The sequence below is a fragment of the Anabaena sp. UHCC 0204 genome (genome assembly GCF_009711975.1).
GTDB lineage: Bacteria > Cyanobacteriota > Cyanobacteriia > Cyanobacteriales > Nostocaceae > Dolichospermum.
Map to the genome: position 1 here is coordinate 1 of NZ_VIKW01000030.1, position 26,121 is coordinate 26,121.

General features: G+C 37.2%; 19 protein-coding genes and 1 tRNA gene. 12 read left to right on the forward strand and 8 right to left on the reverse strand.

Annotation, left to right across the window (positions count from 1 at the left end):
* Positions 1 to 567: 567 nt before the first annotated feature.
* Both FJR04_RS19960 and FJR04_RS19965 read right to left on the reverse strand, forming a co-directional pair.
* Positions 568 to 639, reverse strand: a tRNA-Lys gene (locus tag FJR04_RS19960).
* Positions 640 to 689: 50 nt separating this feature from the next.
* On the reverse strand, positions 690 to 2,588 hold the full coding sequence (locus tag FJR04_RS19965) for a GAF domain-containing protein (RefSeq protein ID WP_168498020.1): 1,899 nt from the start codon (positions 2,586 to 2,588) through the stop codon (positions 690 to 692).
* A 376-nt stretch (positions 2,589 to 2,964) separates the two neighbouring features.
* On the opposite strand from FJR04_RS19965, the gene FJR04_RS19970 reads away from it, so the two are divergent.
* The 4 genes from FJR04_RS19970 (at position 2,965) to FJR04_RS19985 (ending at position 7,161) form a co-directional block, all read left to right on the forward strand.
* Complete coding sequence (locus tag FJR04_RS19970) at positions 2,965 to 4,152, forward strand: SLC45 family MFS transporter (protein ID WP_168498021.1); 1,188 nt, start codon at positions 2,965 to 2,967, stop codon at positions 4,150 to 4,152.
* 57 nt (positions 4,153 to 4,209) lie between these two features.
* Positions 4,210 to 5,619, forward strand: coding sequence for an aspartate ammonia-lyase (locus tag FJR04_RS19975; protein ID WP_168498023.1), 1,410 nt, complete (start codon positions 4,210 to 4,212; stop codon positions 5,617 to 5,619).
* Between the two features lie 83 nt (positions 5,620 to 5,702).
* A complete protein-coding gene (locus FJR04_RS19980; protein ID WP_168498025.1) occupies positions 5,703 to 6,152 on the forward strand; it encodes a DUF29 domain-containing protein in 450 nt (149 codons plus the stop codon).
* A gap of 40 nt (positions 6,153 to 6,192) precedes the next feature.
* Positions 6,193 to 7,161 (forward strand): DUF362 domain-containing protein, encoded by a 969-nt coding sequence (locus FJR04_RS19985; RefSeq protein ID WP_168498027.1) that lies wholly within the window; start codon positions 6,193 to 6,195, stop codon positions 7,159 to 7,161.
* Between the two features lie 136 nt (positions 7,162 to 7,297).
* On the opposite strand, the gene FJR04_RS19990 is transcribed toward FJR04_RS19985, so the two are convergent.
* Positions 7,298 to 8,659 carry an ATP-binding protein gene (locus FJR04_RS19990; protein ID WP_168498029.1) on the reverse strand — a complete coding sequence of 454 codons (1,362 nt, stop codon included), beginning with the start codon at positions 8,657 to 8,659 and terminating at the stop codon, positions 7,298 to 7,300.
* Positions 8,660 to 8,966: 307 nt separating this feature from the next.
* On the opposite strand from FJR04_RS19990, the gene FJR04_RS19995 reads away from it, so the two are divergent.
* From FJR04_RS19995 to FJR04_RS20010, 4 genes are all read left to right on the forward strand, one after another.
* Positions 8,967 to 10,019 (forward strand): permease, encoded by a 1,053-nt coding sequence (locus FJR04_RS19995; RefSeq protein WP_168498031.1) that lies wholly within the window; start codon positions 8,967 to 8,969, stop codon positions 10,017 to 10,019.
* 239 nt (positions 10,020 to 10,258) lie between these two features.
* Positions 10,259 to 11,023: a TIGR03943 family protein gene (locus tag FJR04_RS20000; protein ID WP_168498033.1), complete on the forward strand. Its 765-nt coding sequence runs from the start codon at positions 10,259 to 10,261 to the stop codon at positions 11,021 to 11,023.
* Between the two features lie 27 nt (positions 11,024 to 11,050).
* Entirely contained in the window at positions 11,051 to 12,550 is a 1,500-nt protein-coding gene (locus FJR04_RS20005) for an Ig-like domain-containing protein (protein WP_168498036.1), read from the forward strand.
* Between the two features lie 489 nt (positions 12,551 to 13,039).
* Complete coding sequence (locus FJR04_RS20010) at positions 13,040 to 14,410, forward strand: hypothetical protein (RefSeq protein ID WP_168498038.1); 1,371 nt, start codon at positions 13,040 to 13,042, stop codon at positions 14,408 to 14,410.
* Positions 14,411 to 14,599: 189 nt separating this feature from the next.
* Here the strand turns inward: FJR04_RS20010 and hisS are convergent, their stop codons facing one another.
* From hisS to mutL, 3 genes are all read right to left on the reverse strand, one after another.
* Positions 14,600 to 15,988 (reverse strand): histidine--tRNA ligase, encoded by a 1,389-nt coding sequence (hisS, locus tag FJR04_RS20015; RefSeq protein ID WP_168498040.1) that lies wholly within the window; start codon positions 15,986 to 15,988, stop codon positions 14,600 to 14,602.
* A gap of 309 nt (positions 15,989 to 16,297) precedes the next feature.
* Complete coding sequence (locus tag FJR04_RS20020) at positions 16,298 to 17,719, reverse strand: aldehyde dehydrogenase family protein (protein WP_168498042.1); 1,422 nt, start codon at positions 17,717 to 17,719, stop codon at positions 16,298 to 16,300.
* A gap of 61 nt (positions 17,720 to 17,780) precedes the next feature.
* On the reverse strand, positions 17,781 to 19,439 hold the full coding sequence (mutL, locus tag FJR04_RS20025; protein WP_168498044.1) for a DNA mismatch repair endonuclease MutL: 1,659 nt from the start codon (positions 19,437 to 19,439) through the stop codon (positions 17,781 to 17,783).
* Positions 19,440 to 19,610: 171 nt separating this feature from the next.
* Between mutL and FJR04_RS20030 the strand changes: the two genes are divergently transcribed.
* Positions 19,611 to 19,946 (forward strand): rhodanese-like domain-containing protein, encoded by a 336-nt coding sequence (locus tag FJR04_RS20030; RefSeq protein ID WP_168498046.1) that lies wholly within the window; start codon positions 19,611 to 19,613, stop codon positions 19,944 to 19,946.
* Positions 19,947 to 20,114: 168 nt separating this feature from the next.
* Here FJR04_RS20030 and FJR04_RS20035 read toward each other — a convergent pair whose 3' ends face one another.
* Together FJR04_RS20035 and FJR04_RS20040 are read right to left on the reverse strand one after the other, a co-directional pair.
* Complete coding sequence (locus FJR04_RS20035; protein ID WP_168498048.1) at positions 20,115 to 21,125, reverse strand: adenosine deaminase; 1,011 nt, start codon at positions 21,123 to 21,125, stop codon at positions 20,115 to 20,117.
* A 135-nt stretch (positions 21,126 to 21,260) separates the two neighbouring features.
* The gene (locus FJR04_RS20040) at positions 21,261 to 22,424 is read right to left on the reverse strand and encodes a cysteine desulfurase family protein (RefSeq protein ID WP_168498050.1); all 1,164 of its coding nucleotides are present in this window, start codon (positions 22,422 to 22,424) and stop codon (positions 21,261 to 21,263) included.
* A gap of 119 nt (positions 22,425 to 22,543) precedes the next feature.
* Between FJR04_RS20040 and FJR04_RS20045 the strand changes: the two genes are divergently transcribed.
* From FJR04_RS20045 to FJR04_RS20055, 3 genes are all read left to right on the forward strand, one after another.
* Complete coding sequence (locus FJR04_RS20045) at positions 22,544 to 24,175, forward strand: DUF655 domain-containing protein (protein WP_168498052.1); 1,632 nt, start codon at positions 22,544 to 22,546, stop codon at positions 24,173 to 24,175.
* A 164-nt stretch (positions 24,176 to 24,339) separates the two neighbouring features.
* Positions 24,340 to 24,585 (forward strand): ChaB family protein, encoded by a 246-nt coding sequence (locus tag FJR04_RS20050; RefSeq protein WP_168498054.1) that lies wholly within the window; start codon positions 24,340 to 24,342, stop codon positions 24,583 to 24,585.
* 386 nt (positions 24,586 to 24,971) lie between these two features.
* Positions 24,972 to 26,102 carry a succinylglutamate desuccinylase/aspartoacylase family protein gene (locus FJR04_RS20055; RefSeq protein WP_168498056.1) on the forward strand — a complete coding sequence of 377 codons (1,131 nt, stop codon included), beginning with the start codon at positions 24,972 to 24,974 and terminating at the stop codon, positions 26,100 to 26,102.
* Positions 26,103 to 26,121 lie beyond the last annotated feature (19 nt).

The following is a 26,121-nucleotide window of genomic DNA, read 5'->3' on the forward strand; positions in this document are numbered from 1 at the left end:
TAATTATATAAGATTAGGACTTACGCATTGACAGGATCAACCAAATATGAGGTATGGGTTTCGGGCATTCTAACGTGATTTTTTGATGCTTTTTGAGCGATCGCTTTTGAGCGGAAGTTAATCACCAGAAGCCTGAAACGACGGATTTTCGTTCATGCACATCATAGTCAATTTGTACAGTGCGTAAGTCCTAAAGATTATCAATAACGACTATTTTTAACACCAACCTTGTATCTTAGAGGTATGTTAGAGGAAGTGGTGGACTGCTCCCAACGCTTGAGTAGGTGTGACTGTTTGAGCAAAGGTCAAATAAGTCGGAAAATGTTGGTTGAGCCATGTTAAGTCTATATTGCGATACTGTCATATCAGTATATGCCTATATAGTTTGTGAGTGATTGTTTTGCTAAAAAAAAGGAGAATTAAACTCCCTTGTAATTAAAAATTTATAAAATTTAGTCAAGAATTTTGTATCAATTTTCCAGCCAAAATAAGCTTTTAAGATGGGGATATTGCCTGACTTTAGGCAAGAATTAGGCAATCCCTAAAATACGAAATGGTGAAAGCTAATGGGTGAGGAGGGAATCGAACCCGCAACCAATTGATTAAGAGTCAACTGCTCTACCGTTGAGCTACTCACCCGCTGATAAAGCCATGATATCAGACTTTTGACGTTGGCGCTAGTGTTGCAGTTAAAAAACTGGGTGTAGAGGAAATTGCATGGTAAAACTAATTTGACTATTAGCACTGGCAACATGAATTAATCCATTTAAGCGATGCACCATGGTCTTGACTAGTATTAATTCTAAACCCGTGTTCTGTGCTTGCCAAGAAGAATGTTTGGGGATACGGTAAAATGGCTGAAAAACTTGTGATAGTTCATGATGGGGAATCTCCACACCGGAAATACTAATTTTTAATTCTACTGTCTCTGCATTCAGATGAGCGGACACTGTGATTGATTTACCCGCGGGTGTGCATTGACAAGCTTGGTTAAGTAACAAGGTAATAATTTTTTCTAAATCGGTGATATCTGTGGATAAATCTGGAATTTCTGATTGGATATCCAGGTGTAAATACTGTTGTTGACAACTGGTAACATCTCGAAAAGATTCAACAATGGGAAATAACCAAGTGGGGAAGTCAATAGTAATTAAAGTAGGTGGTTCAGGATGGGTTTTGAGATATGCAAAGGTGAGAAGATCGTTAAGTAATTTGTTTTCTCTACCACATTCATTATGAAGAATTTGTAATAATTGGGGGACTATTTCTGGATCTAAAATTCCTGTTGGTGTCATGAGACTTTCTAATGTTTGAGCCGCAAGACTAATATTAGTAATAGGTGTCCGTAATTCTTGGGAAAGGTGTTTAAGAAATTCGTGTTTATGACGTTCTTGTTTTTCTATCTCCTTAATCTGGGCTTTGGTTTGGGCTTGTAGTTGAGATTGACGAATAGCGATCGCACATTCATTCGCTATTTGTCGTAAACAAGATATTTCTAATTCTCCAAATTTTGTCTCTGTCTGTCGAGTTAACCAAATATTACCCAAAATTCCTTGATCATCAAAAATTGGACAAGCTAATTGACTCATCATCTGTAAACTAGAATAATATCCTGGCATAATTTCCACCGATTGCCAGATTTGTTTTTGAAATAAAGATTGATAAACCTGCGGAAAGTCAGCAATTTCTCTAGTTAACCCTTGAGAAGTTGGTAAACTAGAACTGTATTCATAAGTAACTGTCGTGGAAGTTAGAGATGGATTATAAAGTTCAATTTGACAACTATTAAGTTGGAATAAATCAGCTAGTTCCTGAGTCACAAGTGGTAATAATTTCTTAGCATCTAGACTATCCCGGATTTTTTCCAAAATACGTTGCAGTAATACTTGAAACTTCAGATTTTTCTGTAAATTATTTTTGTATTCTTGTCTTTCTGACTCTATTTGTATTTGTAATTTTTGGATCTGCTGTTGTAATTGTGTTTGCTGGGTAGCCATGCCAAATTGCATAGATATACATTGGAGAATGTCAATTTCTTGCTGTTGCCATTGCCGAGTTCCTCGACAATGTTGAGTTATTAATAAACCCCATAAATCTTGTTTTAATAAAATAGGGATAACGAGATTTGCTCGCACTTCTATTGATGCTAAAAAATCTCGTTGACAAGGATGTAACCCTGTGGAATTAATATCTTCTATAATGTGAACAGAACCCTGTTGATAATATTCTTGATATTCTTGATCAAAGCAGGTATTATTCATATTTTGCCCTAAAAGGGAAATACCAGCAGTAATAGTTGATTCGGCTATAAATATACCTGTATTATCAGTCTCAAAGCGATAGATAAGTACGCGATCGCAATCGAGGAAATTTCGGACTTCCTTAACTGTCTTTTGAAGAATTGTTGCTATATCTTGACTTTGGCGAATCCGATGAGAAATTGATTCTAGTAACCGATAGCCTTCCGTTTCTATCCTCAGAAATTGTTGATGATTATGACTTTGTTCATATTCTTCTATCTTACGGAATATGGATGGAGATGGTGATTGTGTCCATTCTGGGATGGATTCAATTTGATTTAGATTCATGCAACAGATTAAGAAACAGGTAATGGATAATTGGTGATTGGGGAAGAGGTAATTGGAAAGAATATATTACTCATTACTGATCTTCCCATCTGCCTATTACCTATCCCCTAACTCAAAACTGACGTTAGTATGGGTGAGCATACCAAATATTGTGTATTGCTGATAACAACCCTTGTGACGGTTTGTGAACAGGTACTTTAAGTTACAGCTAATTCCATACCATCATTTTACTACATTGTTCAAAATTAATCCTAAATCTTTATGAATCTGCATATCATCCGAGACATAAAAAGCCTATACTACAAATATTTATTTCCCAAATCATCAACCCATAACTTGGGAAAATGATAATTTAAAGAATTTTCCGATCTAATTTATGAATATCTCAAAACCTCAACCCAGGATTTTATGGGTACAAGTTTGGGTTTTAGCAGGGGTGCAAGGGGCAATTACCCTAACTTGGTTAGTTTATAATCTATATTTACCCCAACTTTTAACTCAATTTGGATTTCCTGCATCCTTAGCAATTGGTTTATTGGTGTTAGAAAATGCCCTGAGTGTGGTATTAGAACCACTTATGGGGGGACTTTCAGATCAAGCTATTCGCTGGGTAGGAAGTCGTTTTCCCTTCATTTCCGCAGGTGTAATATTAGCATCAACCTTATTTATTGTTATCCCCTGCATTGTTACTTTCATTCCCCCAACAGAAGTAATTAGAGGAATTTTACCATTAACTTTGGTAGCTTGGGCATTAGCAATGACAATTTTTCGTTCTCCAGCAATATCCTTATTAGGCAGATATGCTATCCCCAAAGAGTTACCAAAAGCCGCCAGTTTTCTAACTTTAGCTGGGGGAATAATTGGGGCTTTTCGGGGAATTGCGAATACATTTATTTTAAGTTTAAGTCCTATTTTTGCTTTTTCTATAGCTTCCTTTGTACTTTTAGCTGCTGCTTTTACCTTACGGTTTTTTCATCCTCCCGAAATCCCTGAAAATCCAGACAAATTAGCAATACCAAAAATATCAATTACCAAATTATCTTTAATTTTAGGAACAGGTTTTAGTGTAGCTTGGGGTTCTCGACTACTCATGGATACTATTAGTAAAACACTCAAAACCCAATTACAGACAAATGATATTAGTGTAATCATGTTAGGCATTGGCTTAATTATAGCTTTTGCTGCCTTACCTGCGGGATTTTTCGCTGTCAAAATTGGGAATCGTCAAGCAATATTAATCGGTATTTGTGCAACTATTTTGTCCATAATATTCATGTTAAATCTAGGCGCACATTTCCTAATTATATTATTGACAGCAGCCGGATTTAGCTTAATTATAAACGGGGCAATTCCCTTTATTTTAGAATTAATGCCTCAACGGTGGGTAGGTTTAGGAATTGGGATGTATTTTGGGGGATTTTCCTTAGCTATGAGTCTATTTGTCTTTGTATTTCCACCAACAATCACATCTGTAGTAGCTGGAATTAGCAGTATATTGGCATTTTTGCTGGCTAGTGTGTGTATTATAATAAGTGGGAAATATAGCAATCTTAAATTGAGTTAAAAACAAATTTTTTGCCTGTTCCCTGTTCCCTGTTCCCTGTTCCCTTCATAAGTAATCATGACTAACAATACAGATTTTCGCATTGAAAAAGACTCAATGGGCGATCGCCAAATTGCCAATAACGTTTATTATGGTATTCAAACCCAAAGGGCTATCGAAAATTTCCCCATTAGCGGTATTAAACCTTTACCCACTTATATAGATGCTTGTTTATATATTAAAAAAGCCACCGCTATTGTGAATGGAGAATTGGATTGTATACCCGGAAATATCAGCACAGCCATCATTCAAGCAACTGATGAAATCTTAGCAGGTAAATTACGGGATCAATTTGTCGTTGATGTTTATCAAGCCGGTGCGGGAACTTCACACCACATGAATATTAACGAAGTTCTCGCAAATCGCGCTTTAGAAATTCTCGGTGATCAAAAAGGTAATTACAAAGTCGTTAGTCCCAACGATCATGTAAACTACGGACAGTCTACCAATGATGTCATCCCTACAGCTATCCGCATTGGTGGATTATTGGCACTTTCTCGCACTTTGCACCCAGCCTTAGAACAGGCCATTTCCGCCTTAGCAGCCAAAGCCACAGAATTTCAAGATATCGTCAAATCTGGGAGAACCCACCTCCAAGACGCTGTACCAGTGCGATTAGGTGATAATTTCGCTGCTTGGGCGCAAATTCTCTCAGAACATCAAAACCGGCTTTACATTGCTTCAGGGGATTTGATGGTATTGGGTTTAGGTGGTAGTGCTGCGGGAACAGGAATGAATACCCACCCGGAATATCGTCAAAGAGTTGTAGATATCCTCTCGCAATTATTGGAATTTCCCCTAGAACCTGCACCCCATTTAATGGCTGCTATGCAAAGTATGGGGGCTTTTGTGAATGTTTCCGGGGCTTTGCGGAATTTAGCCCAGGATTTAGTCAAAATATCTCATGATTTGCGATTAATGGATTCAGGACCCAAAACCGGATTTAAGGAAATTCAACTTCCTCCTGTACAACCTGGTTCTTCAATTATGCCCGGAAAATATAATCCAGTTATGGCAGAGATGACATCAATGGTATGTTTTCAGGTAATGGGATATGATAATGCGATCGCTTTTGCTGCCCAAGCTGGACAATTAGAATTAAATGTGATGATGCCCCTCATTGCCTATAATTTAATTCACAGCATTGAGATTTTAGGTAATACAATTTCGGCTTTAACTACAAGCTGTATTCAAGGCATTACTGCTAATAAAGAAAGATGTTTAGCTTATGCTGAAGGCAGTTTAGCATTAGTCACCGCCTTGAATACTCACATCGGTTATTTGAATGCTGCGGCTGTGGCTAAAGAATCTTTAGAAACAGGTAAATCTCTGCGGCAAATAGTTCTTGAAAAAGGTTTAATGACAGAAGCAGAATTAGCCACTGTGCTAGATTTAGATCAAATGAGTGCGATCGTGCCTTTAACATAAATACAAGGTCCTCGACTTCTGGAGGAATTCGGGGATCTGAAAGGATTACTATATAATTAGAACACTCTCACTAGGTCAGAGTCATGAAAAGAATTACTAATTTAAAACAACTTTACGAAATTGATGATTCTCAATGGCTAGAAGAAACTATAAAATTACTTAAAGAACACCAATTTCAAGAATTAGATTTAGAGAATTTAATTGAGGAGTTAGAGGATTTGGGAAGAAGAGATAAAAATGCTGTAGTCAGCCTTTTAGAACAGATTATCCGTCATTTATTACTACTTCAATATTGGACAAGTGAATCCGAGAATAATTCAGTTCATTGGCAAGGAGAAATTTATACTTTTAGAACTCAATTAAATCGAAGAATTACAACTAATCTTCGCAATTATTTAGCATCAGAATTAGATTCTATTTACAAAGATGCGTTAGGATTTGTGAAAATTAAAACTCAAAACTCTGTGAATTTTCCCCCAGAATGCCCTTACTCTCTTGAGCAATTACTGGATATCGAATGGTTTTTCCATTAAATTTCCTTTATATTATTATATAATAACGCAATTATTCCCCATGCAAATACAACAACCATCTGTTAGTCTAATTCGGGCTAAATCCTACGAACAAGACGCTTTAAAAGAATCCTTGGAAACGCTGCTAGAACCTTTAGGAGGCATGGCTGCTTTTGTCAAACCAGGCGATCGCGTTTTACTCAAACCTAACCTCCTTACAGGTTCTCGTCCTACTAAAGAATGTACCACTCGTCCAGAATTAGTTCGTGCTGTTGCCGAAATGGTAATTGCAGTTGGTGGAAACCCATTTTTAGGAGATAGTCCCGCTTTTGGAAGTGCTAAAGGTGTGGCAATAGCTAATGGTTTATTACCAATTTTAGAAGAACTAAAATTACCACTTGTGGAATTTCACGGTAAACGTTATCAAACTGTCAACGACAATTTTAATCATCTGCTTTTATCGAAAGAAGCAATGGAAGCAGACGTGATTATTAATCTTCCCAAAGTTAAATCTCATATGCAATTGACTCTAACTTTGGGCGTAAAAAATCTCTTTGGTTGTGTTCCTGGAAAAATGAAAGCTTGGTGGCACATGGAAGCAGGTAAAGATGCTGACAAATTTGGAGAAATGTTGGTAGAAACTGCCAGAGCAATTAATCCAACTTTAACAATTTTAGATGGAATTATTGGTCATGAAGGTAATGGACCAAGTGGGGGAGAACCTCGGAATTTAGAAATTTTAGCAGCTTCTACAAATGTATTTGCTTTAGATAGAGCAATGTTAGAGGTTCTCCAAGTTGCACCTGCACAAGTTCCTACTGTTGCAGCTTCTCAAAGATTAGGAATATGTCCAGAATTAAGTGATATCAATTTTCCTAATTTATCACCTGATTTACTACAAATTAACGATTGGCAATTACCTGAAAAGTTAATGCCTATAGATTTTGCCATGCCTCGTGTCATTAAGTCTACTTTTAGGCATCTTTACATCCGATTTATCAAAGAACCAATGAGTGCTTATATTAAGTAATTGGGGATTGGGTAATTTTCTTCTTCCTGACTCCTGTAAGGGCGTATCGCTAACGGGGGCTGAAAGCATCAGCATTCGGAAAATAAATTTGGGAAAAAACCGATAAATTATCGCCCGAATGCTTCGCCCCTACGAATCAAACTAAAGGTAATAAAATTTCAATATCAGTGCCAATATTTAATTGAGAACGAAAATGAAATTTTCCGCCATGTTTAGAGGTGATAATTCGATAACTCATCCCTAAACTGGTTTCTTTGTCAGCCATTTTTTCTGAAGAAAAAGATTCTAAAATTCGCTTTTGTAATTCTGGAGATATTCCTGGTCCGTTGTCAGTAATGCGAATAGAAACCCAACGAGAATCAGATGCGTGGGAATTGGTAGCTGGTTGAGAAACTACTTGGGTTGTAATCTCAATTCTGGATTTTTGCTGGGGATTTAAACTATGAGAATTATATTGATTAGATGATAAAGAGGTATTTAGTAAAACATTGACGGTTTGACTTAATATATTTATAAATACCTGGTTTAATTGACTCATAAAACAGTAGACTGGTGGCAGATTACCATAATTTTTAATAATTTCTATTTCTCCTTTAATGCGAGTATTAATTAACAAAATTGTACTATCTAAACAAGCGTGTAAGTCTACAGGTTTCGGATGAACTTCGTCAATATGACAGAAATTTTGTAAACTAGTAACTAGCTTTTTTAATCTTTCTGCACCACTGCGAATGCTATTTAATGTACTTGATAAATCTTGTTCTAGAAAATCAAATTCTATTTCCGATTTGAGTGTATTTATTTCTGTAGAACTATGAGTTAAGTTTTGATCATAGGCATTGATGAGTTTCAATAAATCCTGAGTATAGCTAGTCACATAAGTTAAATTACCCCAAATAAAACTTACAGGATCAAGAATTTCATGAACGACTCCATCTACTAAGCGTCCTAAGTTCGCCATTTTATCATTTTGAATCATTTTAGCTTGACTGCTTTCGTAGCGTATTTGATTCGCTATAGTTTGAATTTGCCAAGCAGCGAAATTTAATGCTTCTATAGCTAATAATTTATAGGTATTATCTGCTGTTTGCACAACAATTGGTTCAGCTAAAAGTTCAGGCGATCGCTGTAAACTATGTTGCATAGCTGTTAATATAGGTGTTGTCTCCGGTAATAGTAAAATTTCTACCCGTGCATAACTATAAATAACCCTTAAAGATTCTTTAAAAAATATCTCTTGCCCATAAGGACGAATTAAAAATTCTAATAGTCTTCTTCTAGATATCATCCCTATATAGCGACCATGTTCTAGTAAGATTACTCCTGGTAGTAACGGATATTGATCCAAAAATTTTGCAAATTCTTGGACAATACAACCAATCTCCACCTCAAAAGTGTACATTGGTAGTTCTTGGAGATTGGATTCTAAATTAAGAGCATGATTGCTCCCGACAGACAACAATAGTGATGAAATTTGAGAATTTAACTCTTGTGACACCAGAAACACCAAAAAAATATATAAGCAGTTATTAATGCTTTCAAGCTTCCTCAAAAATCAGGAATTTAAAAATAACTGCATCAATCATTAATTTTATAACCTATGTAGTCCTCTTACCTAAGTTATAAATTTACAGGTGGAAGGTAAGAAGCAAGAGATTTTCTCACAAATCATTGAGGATTGTTATAATTCCCTAACTATAATGAGGTTAAATTTTAGCAATCCCATGAATCATGAATGATCCCCATTTGGATAGAATGACAAAACAAAACCCTAAAACTCAGAACCGCTGTTGACTGCAACGCCCATGAATCAACTGAACAATGGTTTTACAATATTTCTCAGTCTACTAGTTGAGGCGATGCCCTTTTTGCTGCTGGGTGTATTTTTATCTAGTGTGCTACTACTCTTTATTGATGAACGCAAATTGATTGAGAAAATGCCCAGACATCCCCTATTGGGTGCTTTATGTGGCAGCATGATTGGTTTTTTGTTTCCAGTTTGTGAGTGTGGTAATGTGCCTGTAGCCAGGCGGTTATTGATGCAGGGAGTACCCACACCGGTTGCAATTGGCTTTTTATTAGCAGCACCGACAATTAACCCAATTGTAATTTGGTCAACTTGGTCTGCATTCCGCGATCAACCAGAAATAGTAGTGTTAAGAATAGTATTTTCTCTGATTATTGCTACAACTATTGGTTTTATCTTCAGTTTTCAATCAGACTTAGTGCCTTTTCTGCAACCAGCGATCGCTCGTTATCTCAAGTTTAACCCCCCCGCCCAGCCAAAAACAAAACGCCGGGGTAGACAATCTCAACTACAACCCCAAACTACTACATCCAGTTTATTGCAATCAGGAACGTATATACTCGGTGGCAAAGCAGGCTCGCCAAAACGCATAGATGATAGTTATGATGAATTACCAGAAATTTCTAATGTCGGTAAGCCATTACCAGAGAAACTCCGTTCCCTATTAGATAATATCATTCAAGAATTGCGGGAATTAGGAGGAGTAATGGTCATAGGCAGCGCCATAGCCGCAGCTATTCAAGTTTTAGCCCCTAGAGAACTGATCCTCAGTCTTGGCGCAGGACCTATTACTTCAATTTTAGCCATGCTAGTATTAGCAGCAGTCGTATCAATATGCTCTACAGTTGATGCCTTTTTTGCCCTATCCTTTGCTTCCAGCTTTACCAGTGGGTCATTATTAGCATTTCTAGTATTTGGACCCATGATTGATATTAAAGGCATTGGTTTGATGTTATCTATTTTCAAACCGAAAGCCCTGATCTATCTCTTTGTCTTAGCCGGGCAATTGACATTCTTATTCACTTTAATCATGAATTTGCACGTGATCTAAATTGCACCAATCATCCTGACAGCTTTATATATCAAGATTTCTCTGTTTTGATTTTTGGTTTACTGCTGATTGCATTAGTGAAATGTGGGGTGTGGGGTATGGGGTTTAAATCCTCATAAGGTGGGAATATAGGAACTGGAGATTAGTAATTGGTGATAGACAATAAATATTCTCTGTGTCACCTATCACCCATCACCCATCACCTATCACCCGTCACCTGTGATACTTAAATAACTTCAATGCTAAATTCCCAAACTAAACCCCCAAATAAATTTATTCCTTGGCTAGACGTGGTAGCTATTACAGCTTGGGGTATTTTAATGCTGAAATACTGGCTGACAGGCAAACTCTACTTGTTGATTCACCCTGATTTCTTTTGGTTAGTAATTTTAGCGGGAATAGCTTTATTAATTATCGGTTTTTCCAAGGGGTTACAACTGTTGAAACACCGTCGCCGTCCGGAAATACCTAATGCTTCCCACATGAGTTTATTTCCTCCTGGTTGGGGCAGTTTTCTACTACTGACAACTGCAATTTTAGGATTAATGATTACACCTCGTGTCTTTGCCAGTGAAAAAGCACTAGAACGGGGAATTACAGAATTAACTGGTACAAGTCGCGCCCAACCCCAAGCATTTCGGGCGACAATGCGTCCAGAGGAGCGATCGCTTGTTGACTGGGTAAGAACACTTAACGTTTATCCTGAACCAGACGCATACACAGGACAAAAAGTAAAAGTGCAGGGATTTGTGATTCATCCCCCTAATGTTGGTGAAGAATATATATTGTTAGCCCGATTTGTCCTCAGTTGTTGTGCCGCAGATGCCTATCCTGTAGGATTACCAGTCCAAATACCTGAATCACGTCAACAGTACCCACAGGATACGTGGTTAGAAATAGAAGGACAAATGACAACACAAACCGTAGCCGAAAAACGCCAACTGACAATCAAAGCTAACACCCTCAAAAAAATTCCTCAACCTCAAAATCCTTACAGTTATTAGTCAGTAATCAACTGGCAACTAACATACATGAGCAAATCCTCTAAATTTATTCAACCATTAGATCGGGTGGCGATCGCCTTCATGCTCCTCATCAGCGTGCTAATCGGGGTGATCATTTGGCAAGGTGATGCAGTCAAACCGATTGTCCGCACCTTTACCTGGGAAAATCAACAAATCGGCGCAGATGATCTCTCCTTCTCCCTCACCTTTAGTCGGCCAATGGAGTACAAAAGCATCGAGGAGAATTTAACAATCAATCCCCCTCTAGCTGGTAAATTCAGTTGGGCAGGAAGAAGAATGGTGTATACACTCCTCACACCAGCCCCTTACGGCACAAATTACCAAGTTAAACTAGAAAAAGGTCGAGATAAATACTCCCAAGCAGAAGGACAAAACCGGGTGATGCAGCCTTTTACAGGTAGCTTTACCACCCGCAACCGCGTCATTCTTTATATTGGTGCTAGTCCAGAAGTCCAAGGGCAGTTGGTACTTTATAACTTAACCCAAGAACAAAAAAAAGTTCTTACCCCTAAAGACTTAATTGTTATGGATTTTGAACCATTCCCAAATGGTGAAAAAATAGTATTCTCTGCTCGTTCTTCTAACAATCCTGACCTCCTTTCAGCCCAACTATATACTGTCACCACAGGTATCAAGAGTCAAGTTGGTGAAGAAACAGAAGTAGCAGGTAAAGTAGACCTGATTTTAGATAACAAAGAATATCAAAACCTCAAATTTGACCTCTCAGCCGATGGCCAAACCATTGTTATTCAAAGAGGTAAACGAGATAATCCTGGTGACTTTGCTCTATGGTACTTAGCAACCAGCAATGATATTTCTGCCGAAAAACCGACCCCCAAACGCTTACAAGGCCAACCAGGTGGAGATTTTCTGATTACACCCGATAGCAAAGCCGTAGCTGTGTCTCAAGGTCAAGGAACAGCAATTGTCTCTCTAGAAGGTGATAGCAGCAAACCCCTAGATTTTCTCCCCCAATTTGGCTTAGTCCAAGCCTTTTCTAAAGACGGTTCACAAGCAGCAATGGTCAAATTTAATACTGACTATACGCGAGATTTGTTTTTAGTCACCAACCAAGGCGTACAAAAACAATTATTAAAGACTACAGGCTCAATCCTCAGTTGTCAGTTTGACCCAGCTTCCCCTACCGTCTATTGCTTAATCACACAACTTCTTTCTAAAGAACAATTTGTAGAACAACCTTATTTAGTCTCTATTGACTTGAAAACAGGAACGCAAAAACCACTGCTACTCTTACCTCCTGCTCAACGCAATGTCCAAACCAGTTTAGCACCCGACGGTTTAGGCTTCTTATTCGACCAAGTAGTTCCCATTGCTAATAACATGACACAATTACCAGCAAACACTTTAAAAACTGATGATGGTGAACCGATTTCTACTAGTAGTCTCTGGTTGATGCCCTTGCTACCGATCGCTGATAGTACAAATATTGACATTAAACCAGAGCAACTCCCTTTAGTCGGCTTTCATCCCCAGTGGCTACCCTAATTAATTGACAATTGACAATTGATAATTGACAATTGTCAGTAGTTGACTATCAATTTTTATTTGTGTAAATAAGTGATGACGGTTACGTATTTGTGGATAATGACAATGTCAGTAACCCAGCCCTAAAGGGACTGGGCTTGCAAGAGTAATCAAGCAAGCCGTGCTGACCAGACCACCCTGAGCTTAGTCTTATGGTAGCCGTTATTTGAGTTACGACACCTTGGAATGCGTAGCTAGTTCCCCGCTCTGTCGCTTGTGATTAAACAGTTCTAAGGTCACTGGAACAGTGTTGCAAGCCTAACAAGCTTTTATAACTGGTCGAAGCTAACATTACCCCAGAAATGGGAGGCTCTTTGGAGCAATAAATACATTATGCGTACAGAGTGGGGAAATTTGAATCGGTAATTGTCCCGTTGAAAGTACATCACAAAAGTACCCCGAATTGACCAACTCCAAGGCGGTAATGACCGTGACAAATTTACCTCTTTTATGGCTAACGCCACGCTACGCTATCAACCAGCTACAGATCATCACTATGAAGCCGTAGTTATGGAAAAATTGGAAGACAGCAACCAACAAGACTGGATTGCAGAACCTGATATTGATCAACAAGCACAGGTCAATTTAGAATTTCAGCAGCTATTACAGTTAAATACAGAATTACGTACAGCTAATAATGATTTATTTACTCAAGTAGAGCAGTTAAAAACTGAATTAGCTGAAGCGGAAAAAATTTTGCAGTGGCAAAAAACACGATCTAGTGTTACAGAGTCCATGTTTAATCAACAAAGTCAAGACCTTTGTGCCGCCCAAGAGCAAATTCAGTCTCTATATCATCAGTTAGAAGCTTCTACACAAACAGTTCAACAGCAAGAAATATCCATAGAAACTTATAAAGCCCATTTGCAAATTAGCCAACAACGTTTAGCTCATTTGGAAAGAGAATGTTCTCTTTTACAAACTAATTATACTGAAGAGTCTCAGCAGCTATTACACTCTGAAAATACTTGTCGTGAGTTGCGGACTAGACTTATGCGCCAACAACGACAGACGCTGCAATTTAAAGCGGCTCTCGAAAAATGTCTAGATACACCAATTCCCAACCATGAAAATTTAGAGGATCATATTCATCATCCTGATGATGTCATCCATAAACATACAAGATTCTCTAGAAAAGCCCGGTCTTTGTTTCCTAACGCCCAACCTATTCGACCTTGGTCAGTAGAAGGAGATGCTCTGAGTGAATCTGTACATAATTCTTGGGTTAAGCCTACAGTCACATCTTCGGAAAATTGTACTTATCATTCAGAACCATCCATTTCTCCACCAGCACAAGTTAATGAGTCAACAATTCAATTAACAACTGTAGATAGTTCTGAACCATCATCCCTAGACCAGCAATTAGAAGGTATAATTCATCAGTTTTTTGCTCTACCATCTACTCCAGCAGACCCCCAGACAGAAACTGAGGTAAATATTAATCAAGCTGATACATTAGTCTTGAAAACTTTAGTATCTCCTGCTGAGGATAATAAACAAACAGAAATAATAATCCCCCAAAATTCACACATAGAAATTGATGCTTATGCTATAACTGATAATCCTGAAAAAGAGGATTTGTCAATTATTTCTACTTCCGTAAATCCTCAAATCAATATAGAAATGGAAGATTATTGGTTAGATGTTTCATCTACTACAGAATCAAATTTACCAACTAATGATAGTTTATCTGAATTATTAGATGACAACAAATCTGATCATAAATCCCCTTCGCCATTAATTTATCCACAACGACCACCCAAGGGACGTAAGTCTTTAGCATCTGTAGAACTGCCAAATTTTCGACCTCCAGCGAAGTAGGGGTTGGGCTAGGAGTATGGCTTACACCACGCTACACTATCAGGAGGTAGGGGCGCAGGGCCTGCGCCCAGTCAGGAGTTCAGGAAGAAGGAGATCAGAATATTCTCGAATCTGGGTTATTAAGCCTTCTTAGTTGTCAATTGTTAATTGTCAATAATCCAGTTTTACTCCTGACTCCTCGCTCCTGCTTTATGCCAGCCGGCGTTTAACTTCCTCTGCTAAATCTACCAAAGCTACTTCTATTTGTTCCCCTGATTTTAAGTCCTTCAAAGATGATTTTCCAGATGCAGCTTCATCAGCACCAATAATTACACAAAACCTAATTCCCTGCTTATCTGCGGCTTGGAATTGTTTCCCTAAAGGACGTTTTTCAAAATTAGTGACAACATTAATTCCTGCTTGCCGTAACTGTTGTGATACTTGTAAATAAACAGGCATTAAATCTTCTTGCATATTTACTACTACAACTTGGGTAGGTGTGGCAGATAAAGTATTTAAAATCCCCGCTTTTAACAACCGACTAATTAACCGAGTTAAACCAATAGAAATACCCACACCAGGCATTTTTTCACCGATAAACATTCCCACTAATTCTTCATATCTGCCACCAGAACAAATACTTCCCAAAGCAGCATGGCCTAATAAAGTAGTTTCATAAACTGTGCCAGTATAGTAATTTAAACCACGGGCAATAGATAAATCAATACAGAAACGTTTATCAGCAACTCCTAAATTTCTAACTCCATTAATTACGGTTTCTAATTCAGTAACTCCTAAATTAAATTGTTCTGCTTCGGGCAGATTTTCTGATAGGTGTTTGAGTTTATCTAAAATATCATCAGTGCTACCATCAATTTTAATAAATTCAATAATTTTATCCGTTTGTTCTGGGGAAATACCTTCTTTTTCTAATTCTTGTTTAACTTTAGATTCGCCAATTTTCTCTAAATTATCAATAATACTAATACAGGTTTTAATTTGCTGTTCTGCAACTCCTACTGATTGAAAAAACCCTGTAAGTATTTTGCGGTTATTAATGCGAATGACAAAATCACCAATATTAATTTTTTCAAAAATTTCGGTGATAATTGCCGGCATTTGGGCATCATAAAGTAAACTGAGTTTACCACGAGCAACTACATCAATATCACATTGTCGAAATTGTCGAAATCGTCCATCTTTTGCCCGTTCACCTCGAAATACCATATCCATTTGATAACGAGCAAAAGGAAAGGTTAATTCATTTAAGTGACGAGCAATATAAGCAGCAAAAGGAACGGTTTGATCAAATTTTAAAGCCCTAGCTTCTGAACCAGTTTCTCCAGATTTATCCTTTTCTGCTTGGCGATTTGGTGGTAAAATTGGCTCAATACCATATATAATGTTGTCACCTTGATTACCTTTAGCCTGTAGCACTTCTAACCTTTCTACTGCTGGAGTTTCAATAGGTGTAAAACCATAACTTTCAAAAACCTTGCGAATAATATCTAGTAAATATACTTCTAACCGCTTTTCGCTAGGCAAAAATTCCGGAAACCCGCTCGGAGTAGAAAAGTTTATTTTGTCACTTTTAGTCATGTTTGTACCTTACAAAATGGGAAATTAACTACAGAATTTCTATTTTACCCTTTCTTATTGAATTAGAGTACATATTGCTTGTAGTCAGGAATTTATTCCTGAGCTTTTTTTGAGCGATGAATCGCTCACTACGATTATTATATGTTACATAATGCTCATTTAATTAATCACCATTATTGAACCACCAAGAGTCTTTATTAGAGTTGGTTAGGACTACATATTGTTTGTAGTCAGGAATAAATTCCTGAGTTTTTTTTGAGCGATGAATCGCTCACTACGATTATTATATGTTACATAATGCTCATTTAATTAATCACCATTATTGAACCACCAAGGGTCTTTATTAGAGTTGGTTTTAATCAACAAGGCTTTTTTTCGCAAGAAGCGTTTTAATCCAATTGTTCCTATCCGTGAATCACCCAATCCAGAAAATTTAAAAGCGTTTCTTTCTCCTTCAGGAATTAATGCTGTTAATCCGGCATCATTAATACTAATAGTACCTGCTTCTATTTTTTGGGCAACTTCTATTGCTAGTGTTTCTGATTCTGCAAAGACAGCAGCACTTAGTCCATAAATGCAATCATTGGCTAAATTTATCGCTTCTTCGATATTAGCAAAAGACATAACAGGCATAATCGGACCAAATGTTTCTTCAGACATTACCTTCATAGAATGATTAACTTCAGTGATAACTGTAGGACGACACCACCAACCTCCACCTAATTCTTCTAGTTTACCACCACAGTGAATTACTGCCCCTTTAGAAATGGCATCTTGGAGATGATCATTAATAATAGCTGCTTGTTTTTCAGAAATAATTGGACCAATTTCTCCATCTTCAATAGTTGGATATGCTAGTTTTAATTCATGGGCTTTAGTGACTAATTGATGATAGAATTCTGCAAAGATAGATTCAGCAACATAAATTCTTTCAATTGATGAACATGATTGTCCTGTATTGACTACAGAACTCCACAAAATTGCGGAAGTTGCTAAATCTAAATTTGCTGATTCTAAAACAATTGCTGGGTCTTTTCCTCCTAATTCTAAAAAAGCGGGAATAAAATTAATTGCGGCATTTTCAGCTATTAAACGCCCAGTTTCTACGCTACCTGTAAAACAAATTAGATCTACATCTTCAATTAAATCTGATCCTGTTTGTGCTGCTCCTTCAACAAAGTTTAAAACATCGCGTAATTGAGGAATAGTGTTCAGGGTTGTCATTAAAGGAGCGACAAATCGGGGAGTTATTTCGCTAGGTTTAACTATGACTGCACAACCAGCTAATAAAGCAGGAATTGTATCAATTGTAGATAGGGATAAAGGAAAGTTCCAAGGACTAATTACCCCAACTAAAGGATAAGGAACTGATGTTTGTTGTAAGGATATAAAAGAAATAGATGTATTTTTAGCGGTGTCTTGTAGCAATTGGGGAGCTAAATTACACCATTTATCAATACTAGAAATAAGTGAGTCTATTTCTAATATTGATGTTGATAATCTCCCGGTGTCATTAACTAAGGCTTCTGTTAATAAATTTCGGTCTGATATGATAGCTTGCTTCCATGCTTTTAAGGCTTCAATTCTCTCTTGTATTTCTAATTTTTGCCAATTAATTTGTCCACGTCGCAAACGGTGACATTGCTGAGAAAGCAATTTTGGTGGAGGAGGAACTATGACATAATCGAATTTCCCTGTGCGGGGGTTGCGGACTTCAATTGGTTTGCTCATTTGTCATTAATATAAATGTGAATTTTATCTAATTACGTAAATAACTTTATTTAAAGATACTTCAAATTCCATGACTTTTACCAATTACCCAATTACGGCGGAAAAATCGTGCTAATGCAGGTTCTTCCAAAGATAAATAAATTGGTCTACCATGGGGACAGGTGCGGGGGTTGCGGGTACGTTGCCAATTATCTAATAATGTTTGCATTTCTGGTAAACTCATTTTTGTACCATTGCGAATTGCACTGCGACAAGCAACAGCAACTTGAGCAGTTTGTAAATCTCCTCCCCAACTTAATTCTAAAATTGCATCAGCAGCATCTTCACGTTGTTGTAACATAGCAGGAATGTTACGTACCGCCCAAAGTTTATCACCAAAAGGTTCAATATCTAAATTGATACGTTCTAATTGGGAAACCTGGGCTGGTGATAATTGATAAAGAATAATTGGAGTTTCAACAGGTATTAGTTGCCAATGATCACATAGTTGTTCATATAAAATTCTTTCATGGGCAATATGTTGTTCTACTAACCACATTCCCCCAGAATGTTCAGCGACAATATAAGTATTGCTGACTTGAGCAACGGCTTTTAAATAATTTTGAGTTTCACTATTTTGAGAGTTTTGAGAATTAAAGTTATATTCACCTTTAGCTTCTGCGACTTTGAGTAAATTACTAACTCGTGTTGTCTGGACAGATTCTTTAATGTTAGTTTCAGAAATGCGGAGTGATTTATTGATAGCTTCAGTAATTTGTTCTTGCCAAAAGGTCAGTTCATTGAGATAGATTTCTGTTTTAGTTGGGTTACGATTCCAGTTAATTTGTTCTGGAGAAATAGTTAAATGTAAAAAACAAACTGGATAGCGATCGCGTGGTAATGTTTTATGAAAAGCTGAAAGGATAGTCTGCTCTAATTCTGGTGATTTAATCATCCTGCCATTAATGGCTACTTTTACCCAATCAGAACGATGACGATGACATCTATCAGGTAATCCGATTACTAAATATAATGATGAATTTTCCAGATTTGGTATTTTAAAATTCATTTCATGTAAATCACCTTGTCGCACTTGGGGAAGCATTTGGGGAATGAGTTTTCCTCCACTTTTTGCTGGACAAATTGTAAACCATTCTTTGTCATTTTGCCAAACTTGGTAATTAACGTGAGGATGACATAAAGCTATTTGTTGAATTATCCCTTGTACAGCTTTTAATTGCTGATTTATAGTTGGTAAACCTTGACGACGAGATGCACAATTAGCAAATAAATTATTAACTGTTACTACTGTACCAGGTGCGATCGCTTTAATTTCTACTTGTGTTACTTCTCCTTCATGATTATATATAACCCGCTGTCCTTCATTTCCCCCTAAAGGACGACTTAAAACTTCTAAATCTGCCAAAGTTGTTAAACTGTGTAATGCTTCACCACGAAATCCCAAACTGTTAATTTTCCACAAATCTGCACTAGAATGAATCTTACTGGTACTGTGTGCTGTTGCGGCTTGTTGCAAATCATCCAAATTCATTCCGCAACCATTATCAGCTACACGAATTCGCCACTGTTGTGGCCATAAAGAAACTACAATGCGCGTTGCACCAGCATCTAGGGAATTTTCTACTAACTCTCTGACAACAGCCATGAAAGAGTCAATAACCTCTCCCGCCGTAATTAGATATACAACATCTGTTGGTAAAGATTGAATAGTAGATACCATCTGAATAATTAAAAATTAATAATTAAAAATTGTCTGCATGGATAGATAATTAGCTTACAATATTATGACTTGAAAATATTAATTTATAAAATCTGCTGTCATTCTAAAGAAACAGGAATTCATAGCTGATATTTGCTAGATTTTTGATTAGATTAGAAGCGGGAAAAGTTTATGAGTATTAATCTAGCTGTCGATGTTAATGACTTAAAAACCAGTCTTGAATGGGGTCAACCTGCTTTGACAATTGTTGATGTGCGCGATCGCTCAACATACAATCATAGTCGCATCACAGGAGCGATTTCTATCCCTCTCAATGACTTGGAATCTCGCGCCCAAACATCCCTACACAGAGAACGCCGAATCTACATTTATGGCGAAAATGACAGCCAAGCAGCCCAAGCCGTGAGAACCTTACAATTTCTTGGTTTCACCGCAGTAGCTGAACTCACAGGTGGTTTACAAGCCTGGAAAAGCATCGGTGGTGCGACAGAAGGAGTAGACAATTAGGTGACAGGTGACAGGTGACAGGTGACAGGAGTCAGTTGTTCGTTGTCCGTGGAAAACATCTTCTCCCTGCTCCCCTGCTCCCCTGCTCCTCTGCTCCTCTGCTCCTCTGCTCCCCTGCCCCCTGCCTCTTCACTGTAACCTGTCACCTGTAACCTGTAACCTTCTTCCCTACTTCAACAAACCAGTTAATAAAGATGCTGGACGTTGAGTGTGAGGCCAGGCGAAAGCATGACGAAAAGCTGCATCTTGACAAATTTGTAACTGCTGAAAATTGATAATGTCGTAAGTCAAAAGATTTTCATATTCAAACGGTAAACGCATATTATGTAATCCCGCATTATCAGTACAAATGGCAATATCCACTCCAGCTTCAAAACAACGATCAAAAACTAATTTAAGTTCCCGAATATCCTGTAAAGTTCCAGTTTTTAAATAAGTGGTTGGACAAACTTCTAAACATTGTCCTCGTCTGGCAATTTCTGGGAGTAATTCAGGATATAAAAGAGGAATTTGGATACCGTGACCAATTCGCATTAAATAGGGTAATAATTCTGGATAACAACCATCTTTTGTTTCATAAAGATGCCCTGTGGTCTTAATATCCAGTGAATGGGCATAATTATATAAACTGATCCATTCTTCCATTCTTTGGGCATAATAGCGATCGCCTCCTGCCACATCTATGGCACAGACATATTCTCTATTTTGCGCTGCTAAATCAACAATTGCCTTATTTACCTCAAAGGGTAAACGGGAGTGCATACAAAGAATTTGGCTGGTAATAATGGGATATTCGGGTACATGACTAGATTTACCTACAATATCCACAATTTCTCCCATTTTATCAATTCTTTCGTTTTGATTGAGATGTTCAGGAGTTCGCAAATAGGGAGTATAGCGTAATTCCAAATAAGCCAAATTCTCGAAAATATAAGCACCGCGTAATAAGCGGTAAATAAAGTACGGTAAAGTTTCCACTGTTTGCACACTTTCAACTAGGGTGTGCAGTTCGAGATATTCATCTAAGGTGTTACGGGGACGAGTATAAAAATCTTCAAATTCTGGATATTCAGCAAAGCGAGAAATTAACTCAGTGTTGTGCCGCTGGAAATATCGCCATAATACACGCGGTACAACTGAACCACCTAGATGCCGATGCAATTCTGCGTATAAAGCCATAGGGGTATTTTGCTGTCAAAACTTTATTAAGTTTAACGAAAATTTAGCAACTAGTTTGATTTTTTAACTGGCATTACTGATTTATGAGTTTATCACGCAGAGGCGCAGAGTCACAGAGAGTAAGAGTTTGATTTTTTAATCCATTACTAATTCTACATTTGTTAACCGCTGTAAAACCTGTTTTAAAACCATTGCTGTCCAATCAATATCTGCTGCTGTTGTCTCCTTTCCTAAAGTTAATCTAATTCCTCCTAAAGCGGCTTTTTCAGAATATCCCATTGCTAATAAAATCGGACTGGGGGTTAATTTTCCACTATTGCAAGCAGCACCGGCACTAATCCCAATTCCGGCTAAATTTAACTGACGGACTAATGTTTTACCGCTGATTTTTTCTCCGTCCGCAGCTTCTAAATAAAAACTGAGATGATGGGGTAAACGGTGAATTCTGTCGCCTGTGGGCATTAAACCGGGAACATCTGCTAAAATTGCAAAGAGGCGATCGCGTAATCCGATTAATCTGATCCTTTCTGTCTCTAATTCCTGTGCTGCTAACTCCGCAGCTACTCCAAATCCAGCAATAGCGGGTGTTGCTTGTGTCCCTGAGCGCAGTCCGGACTCCTGTCCACCACCACCTAGCAGCGGCTTTAATTCTACTCCAGGACGCACATATAACGCCCCTGCACCCAAACCACCATATAATTTATGACTAGATAAACTCAATAAATCTATAGGTAAAGTCTGTACGTCTATGGGTAAGCGTCCAGCAACTTGCACTGCATCTGTGTGAAATAAAGCACCATGGATTTGAGTAATTTTCCCTAACTCGGCAATTGGTTGAACTGTGCCGATTTCACTTTGTCCATAAATCACAGATACCAAAACTGTGTTATGTCGCAAAGCTGCTTTTAATTCTTCAGGGTTGACTCTTCCTTGATGATTTACACCCAAACGGGTAATTTCCCAACCCCAATTTTCTAACATTTTCGCCGGTTCAGAAATAGCTGAATGTTCTACACTGGAAATAATAATATGTTGGGGGACGGTATAAGATCGCACTACTCCCATTATCGCTAAGTTGTCTGCTTCTGTTCCCCCGGAAGTGAAAATAATAGATTCGGGAACAGCGTTAATTAAACCTGCAACTTGCATTCTGGCTGTTTCGACAACTAAGGCGGCGCGGTTGCCCCATTCATGTAAACTGGAAGGATTACCCCACTGTTGTGTTAAGATTTTTTGGATAATTGCGATCGCTTCTGGACGAGTTGGAGTAGTTGCACTGTAATCTAGATATATTTGCATAAAAATTAATAAATAAGAGTTTCACGCAAAGGCGCAAAGGCGCAAAGGAAGAAAGAAGTTAATTCAAGGTGTGATATAAATACATTAAAATCCTTGTAATTTATTTTTATCAGATTACTGTGTTTATTTTCCCACGAATCCGCTATTTTCTCTATATCTTTTTATTACTATTTACTTTTACTGGGTGTCAACAAGTCAAATCATCAAATCAGCGTTTAGCACCTTTACCACAAGATCCTTTTATTCAAGTTTACTTCAATCATTCGGAATCGTCGGAATATCCAGAAACTTATCGTCAGCAAACCCGGTTAGGGGATGATTTGGAAAGGCAGATTGTTGATACTATTGCTGAAGCTAAATCTACTGTTGATATAGCTGTACAAGAGTTGCGTTTACCAAAAATTGCTCAGATATTAGCAGAAAAGCAAAAAGCCGGAATCAAGGTAAGGTTAATTTTAGAAAATAATTATTCTCGTCCTTGGAGTAGTTTTACTTCCGCAGAAATAGCTAAGTTGGAGAAAAGAGAACAAGAACGATATAATGAGTTTCGGAAATTTGTTGATATTAATCAAGATAATCAAATTACACCGGAGGAAATTAGTCAAAGGGATGCTTTAGCAATTATTCAAAATGCTAAAATTCCTTGGATAGATGATACTGCTGATGGTTCAAAGGGTAGCAGTTTAATGCACCATAAATTTGTCGTTGTTGATAATCGGTTTGTGATTATTACTTCTGCTAATTTTACTTTAAGTGATACTTCTGGAGATTTTACAAATCCTAGCAGTTTAGGTAATGCTAATAATTTATTAAAAATTGATAACTCTGAATTAGCAACTTTATTAACGGAAGAGTTTGATATTATGTGGGGTGACGGTGTAGGGGGGAAACCAGATAGTAAGTTTGGACTGAAAAAAACTGTCCGAAAACCGCAAACTATTATCTCAGATAACACTAAAATTACAGTTCATTTTTCCCCGATTTCTGCAACTCAACCTTGGAGTATGAGCAGTAATGGTTTAATTGCTAAAACTTTATCTGCAAGTACAAAAACGGTTGATTTAGCATTATTTGTATTTTCAGATCAACAACTTGCTAATATTCTTGAATCACGTCATTATCAAAATGTCCAAATTCGGGCTTTAATTGAACCTCAATTTGCTTATCGTCCCTATAGTGAAGCTTTAGATATGATGGGATTTGCTTTAAGTGATAACTGTAAATATGAAGTTGATAACCGTCCTTGGCAAAATCCTATTTCTACAGTTGGAGTGCCAATTTTAGCTAAAGGAGATTTGTTACATCATAAGTTCTCAGTTATAGATAACCAAACTGTAATTACAGGTTCACATAATTGGTCAGAAGCAGCAAATCATGGCAACGATGAAACATTAATAATCATCGAAAACTCTACAGTTGCCAACCATTTTCAAAGAGAATTTGACCGACTTTATGGTAAAATCAAACCAGGTTTACCAGCCCATATTCAAGCAAGAATTGATGCAGAAGTTAAACAATGTTCCCAAATTCAACAACCATCATCTTTTGTAAATCCAATTATTACTAAAATTAATCTCAATACTGCTACTCAAGCAGAATTAGAAACTCTTCCTGGTGTCGGTAAAAAGTTAGCTGAAAGGATAATTTTCGCCCGACAGCAACAAAAATTTACATCTTTACAAGACATAGAAAAAGTTCCAGGTATTAGTATGAGGATGATAGAAAAATGGGAATCTAGTATAACATGGTAACAGTACATATTTCCCGTGAAACCTATTGTGGCTCAAATAAATCCAAAATTGCCAATTAGTTGATCTATCAAAAGTATGGGAATATGATTATCTACTTATAGAAAGATGAAATTAGAGAACAATTTTTTTAACATAAATATAACTTAGATAATCGGAGTTTGTTTATGCCTTATAGTACAATAGAGGAATTGCCTCAAGATATCCAAGCACGACTACCAGAACACGCTCAACAGATTTTTGTAGCTGCTTTTAATGCTGTTGAACGTGATGGAATGAATGAGAAAGATGCCCTGGAAGTAGCTTGGAATAGTGTTCACAATGAATATGAACCAGACGGAGAAGGTAACTGGCACAGAAAGCCAGAAGATCCTGCTACACATCATAAAGCTGTAACGTCTGGTGGTAATTAATTGGCTAAAAAATCAATCTTAATTTCAATACCTTGTCCATTTTTTGTAGGTTGGGTAGAACGAAGTGAAACCCGACGCATTTGTTGGGTTTTGTACCGATTGCTCCGCAACGCTAACGCGAACAACCCAACCTACAAATCAAGACTTTTTCGATTTGGACAAGTTATTGTTATATAGACCGCTTTTTCAGGAATAATAATTTTGTAATCATTACAGGACTTACGCAAAATCATGAAAAAACGTTCGCAAAGCGTGCGCGAAGCGCATACCGCAGAGGACGCAGAGGACACAGAGAAATAAGAGTTTTGGAGAGTTATTGCGTAAGTCCTACATTAAATAGAATTAAGTAATGTTGGCGATTTTTTCTAATTTTTAACTCCTTCTTTATGATTCCCATTATTTCCACTATTCCCCTTTTTCAACTTGCTTCTGGTGAGTTCCTCTCTCTCCAGGTATATAAATTTGTTGGTGCTAAATCTGGGAAAAAAGTATATATACAATCTAATTTGCATGGTGCAGAAATTGTTGGTAATGCTGTCATTTACCAATTGATTGATTTTTTTAGAACATTAAAAACTACTCAAATAGTAGGAGAAATCTGGCTCGTTCCTGTTTGTAATCCTTTAGCGATTAATCAACGAAATCATAGCTTTTCTACAGGTAGATTCAATATTTATGACGGCAAAAATTGGAATAGAATTTTTTGGGATTATGAGAAAAAACATCATGATATAGAAGAATTTGCCCGTTCTCAAATTGGTTTAGATATAGATACTATCCAGGATAACTTTTCTAGAAAAATTAAACATAGTTTTGATAGTCTTTTAGATCAAATCAATTCCCGTAGTAGTGTCAGGCTAACTGATAAATATCGCTATAAGTTACAATCTTTGTATTTAGATGCAGATTATATCATTGATTTACATAGTCATACTGGACAAGGAATAGAATACCTTTATTATTTCCAAAATCGAGAAGATAGTGCTAATTTTTTTCTCCTCAATTATGGCATTTTATTTGATGAATATGATGGTGATGCTTTTGATGAAGCATTTATCAAACCTTGGTTAGCTTTAGAGGCAGCTTTTTTAAAATTGACAGGAGAAAAAGTTAGATTTGATATAGAAGCATGGACTTTAGAATTAGGTTCAGGAATGCAAATGAATCCAGATTCAATAACTAAAGGAGTGCGCGGAATTAAAAACTATTTAGCTAAAAAAGGTATTTTAGAAATACAGGATTTTCCTCAAGCAGAAACTATATCTCATCAAACCAGTTTTCGTTCACTAAGTCAAGTAAAGGAATACTGGACACCCGTAGGAGGAATGATTTTATCTAAACCTAGATTAGGGACTTTAGTAAATCAGGGAGACTTGCTATATAAAGTTTTGACTTTTAATAAAACAGGTGAATTACCAACTATCATTCATGTTTATGCAGAAACCACAGGTTTAGTTTATGATATATCTATAAATGATTCTGTAAATGAAGGAGAATTTGTACTAGGAACGATGTAGTTTGTCATTAAAAACAATT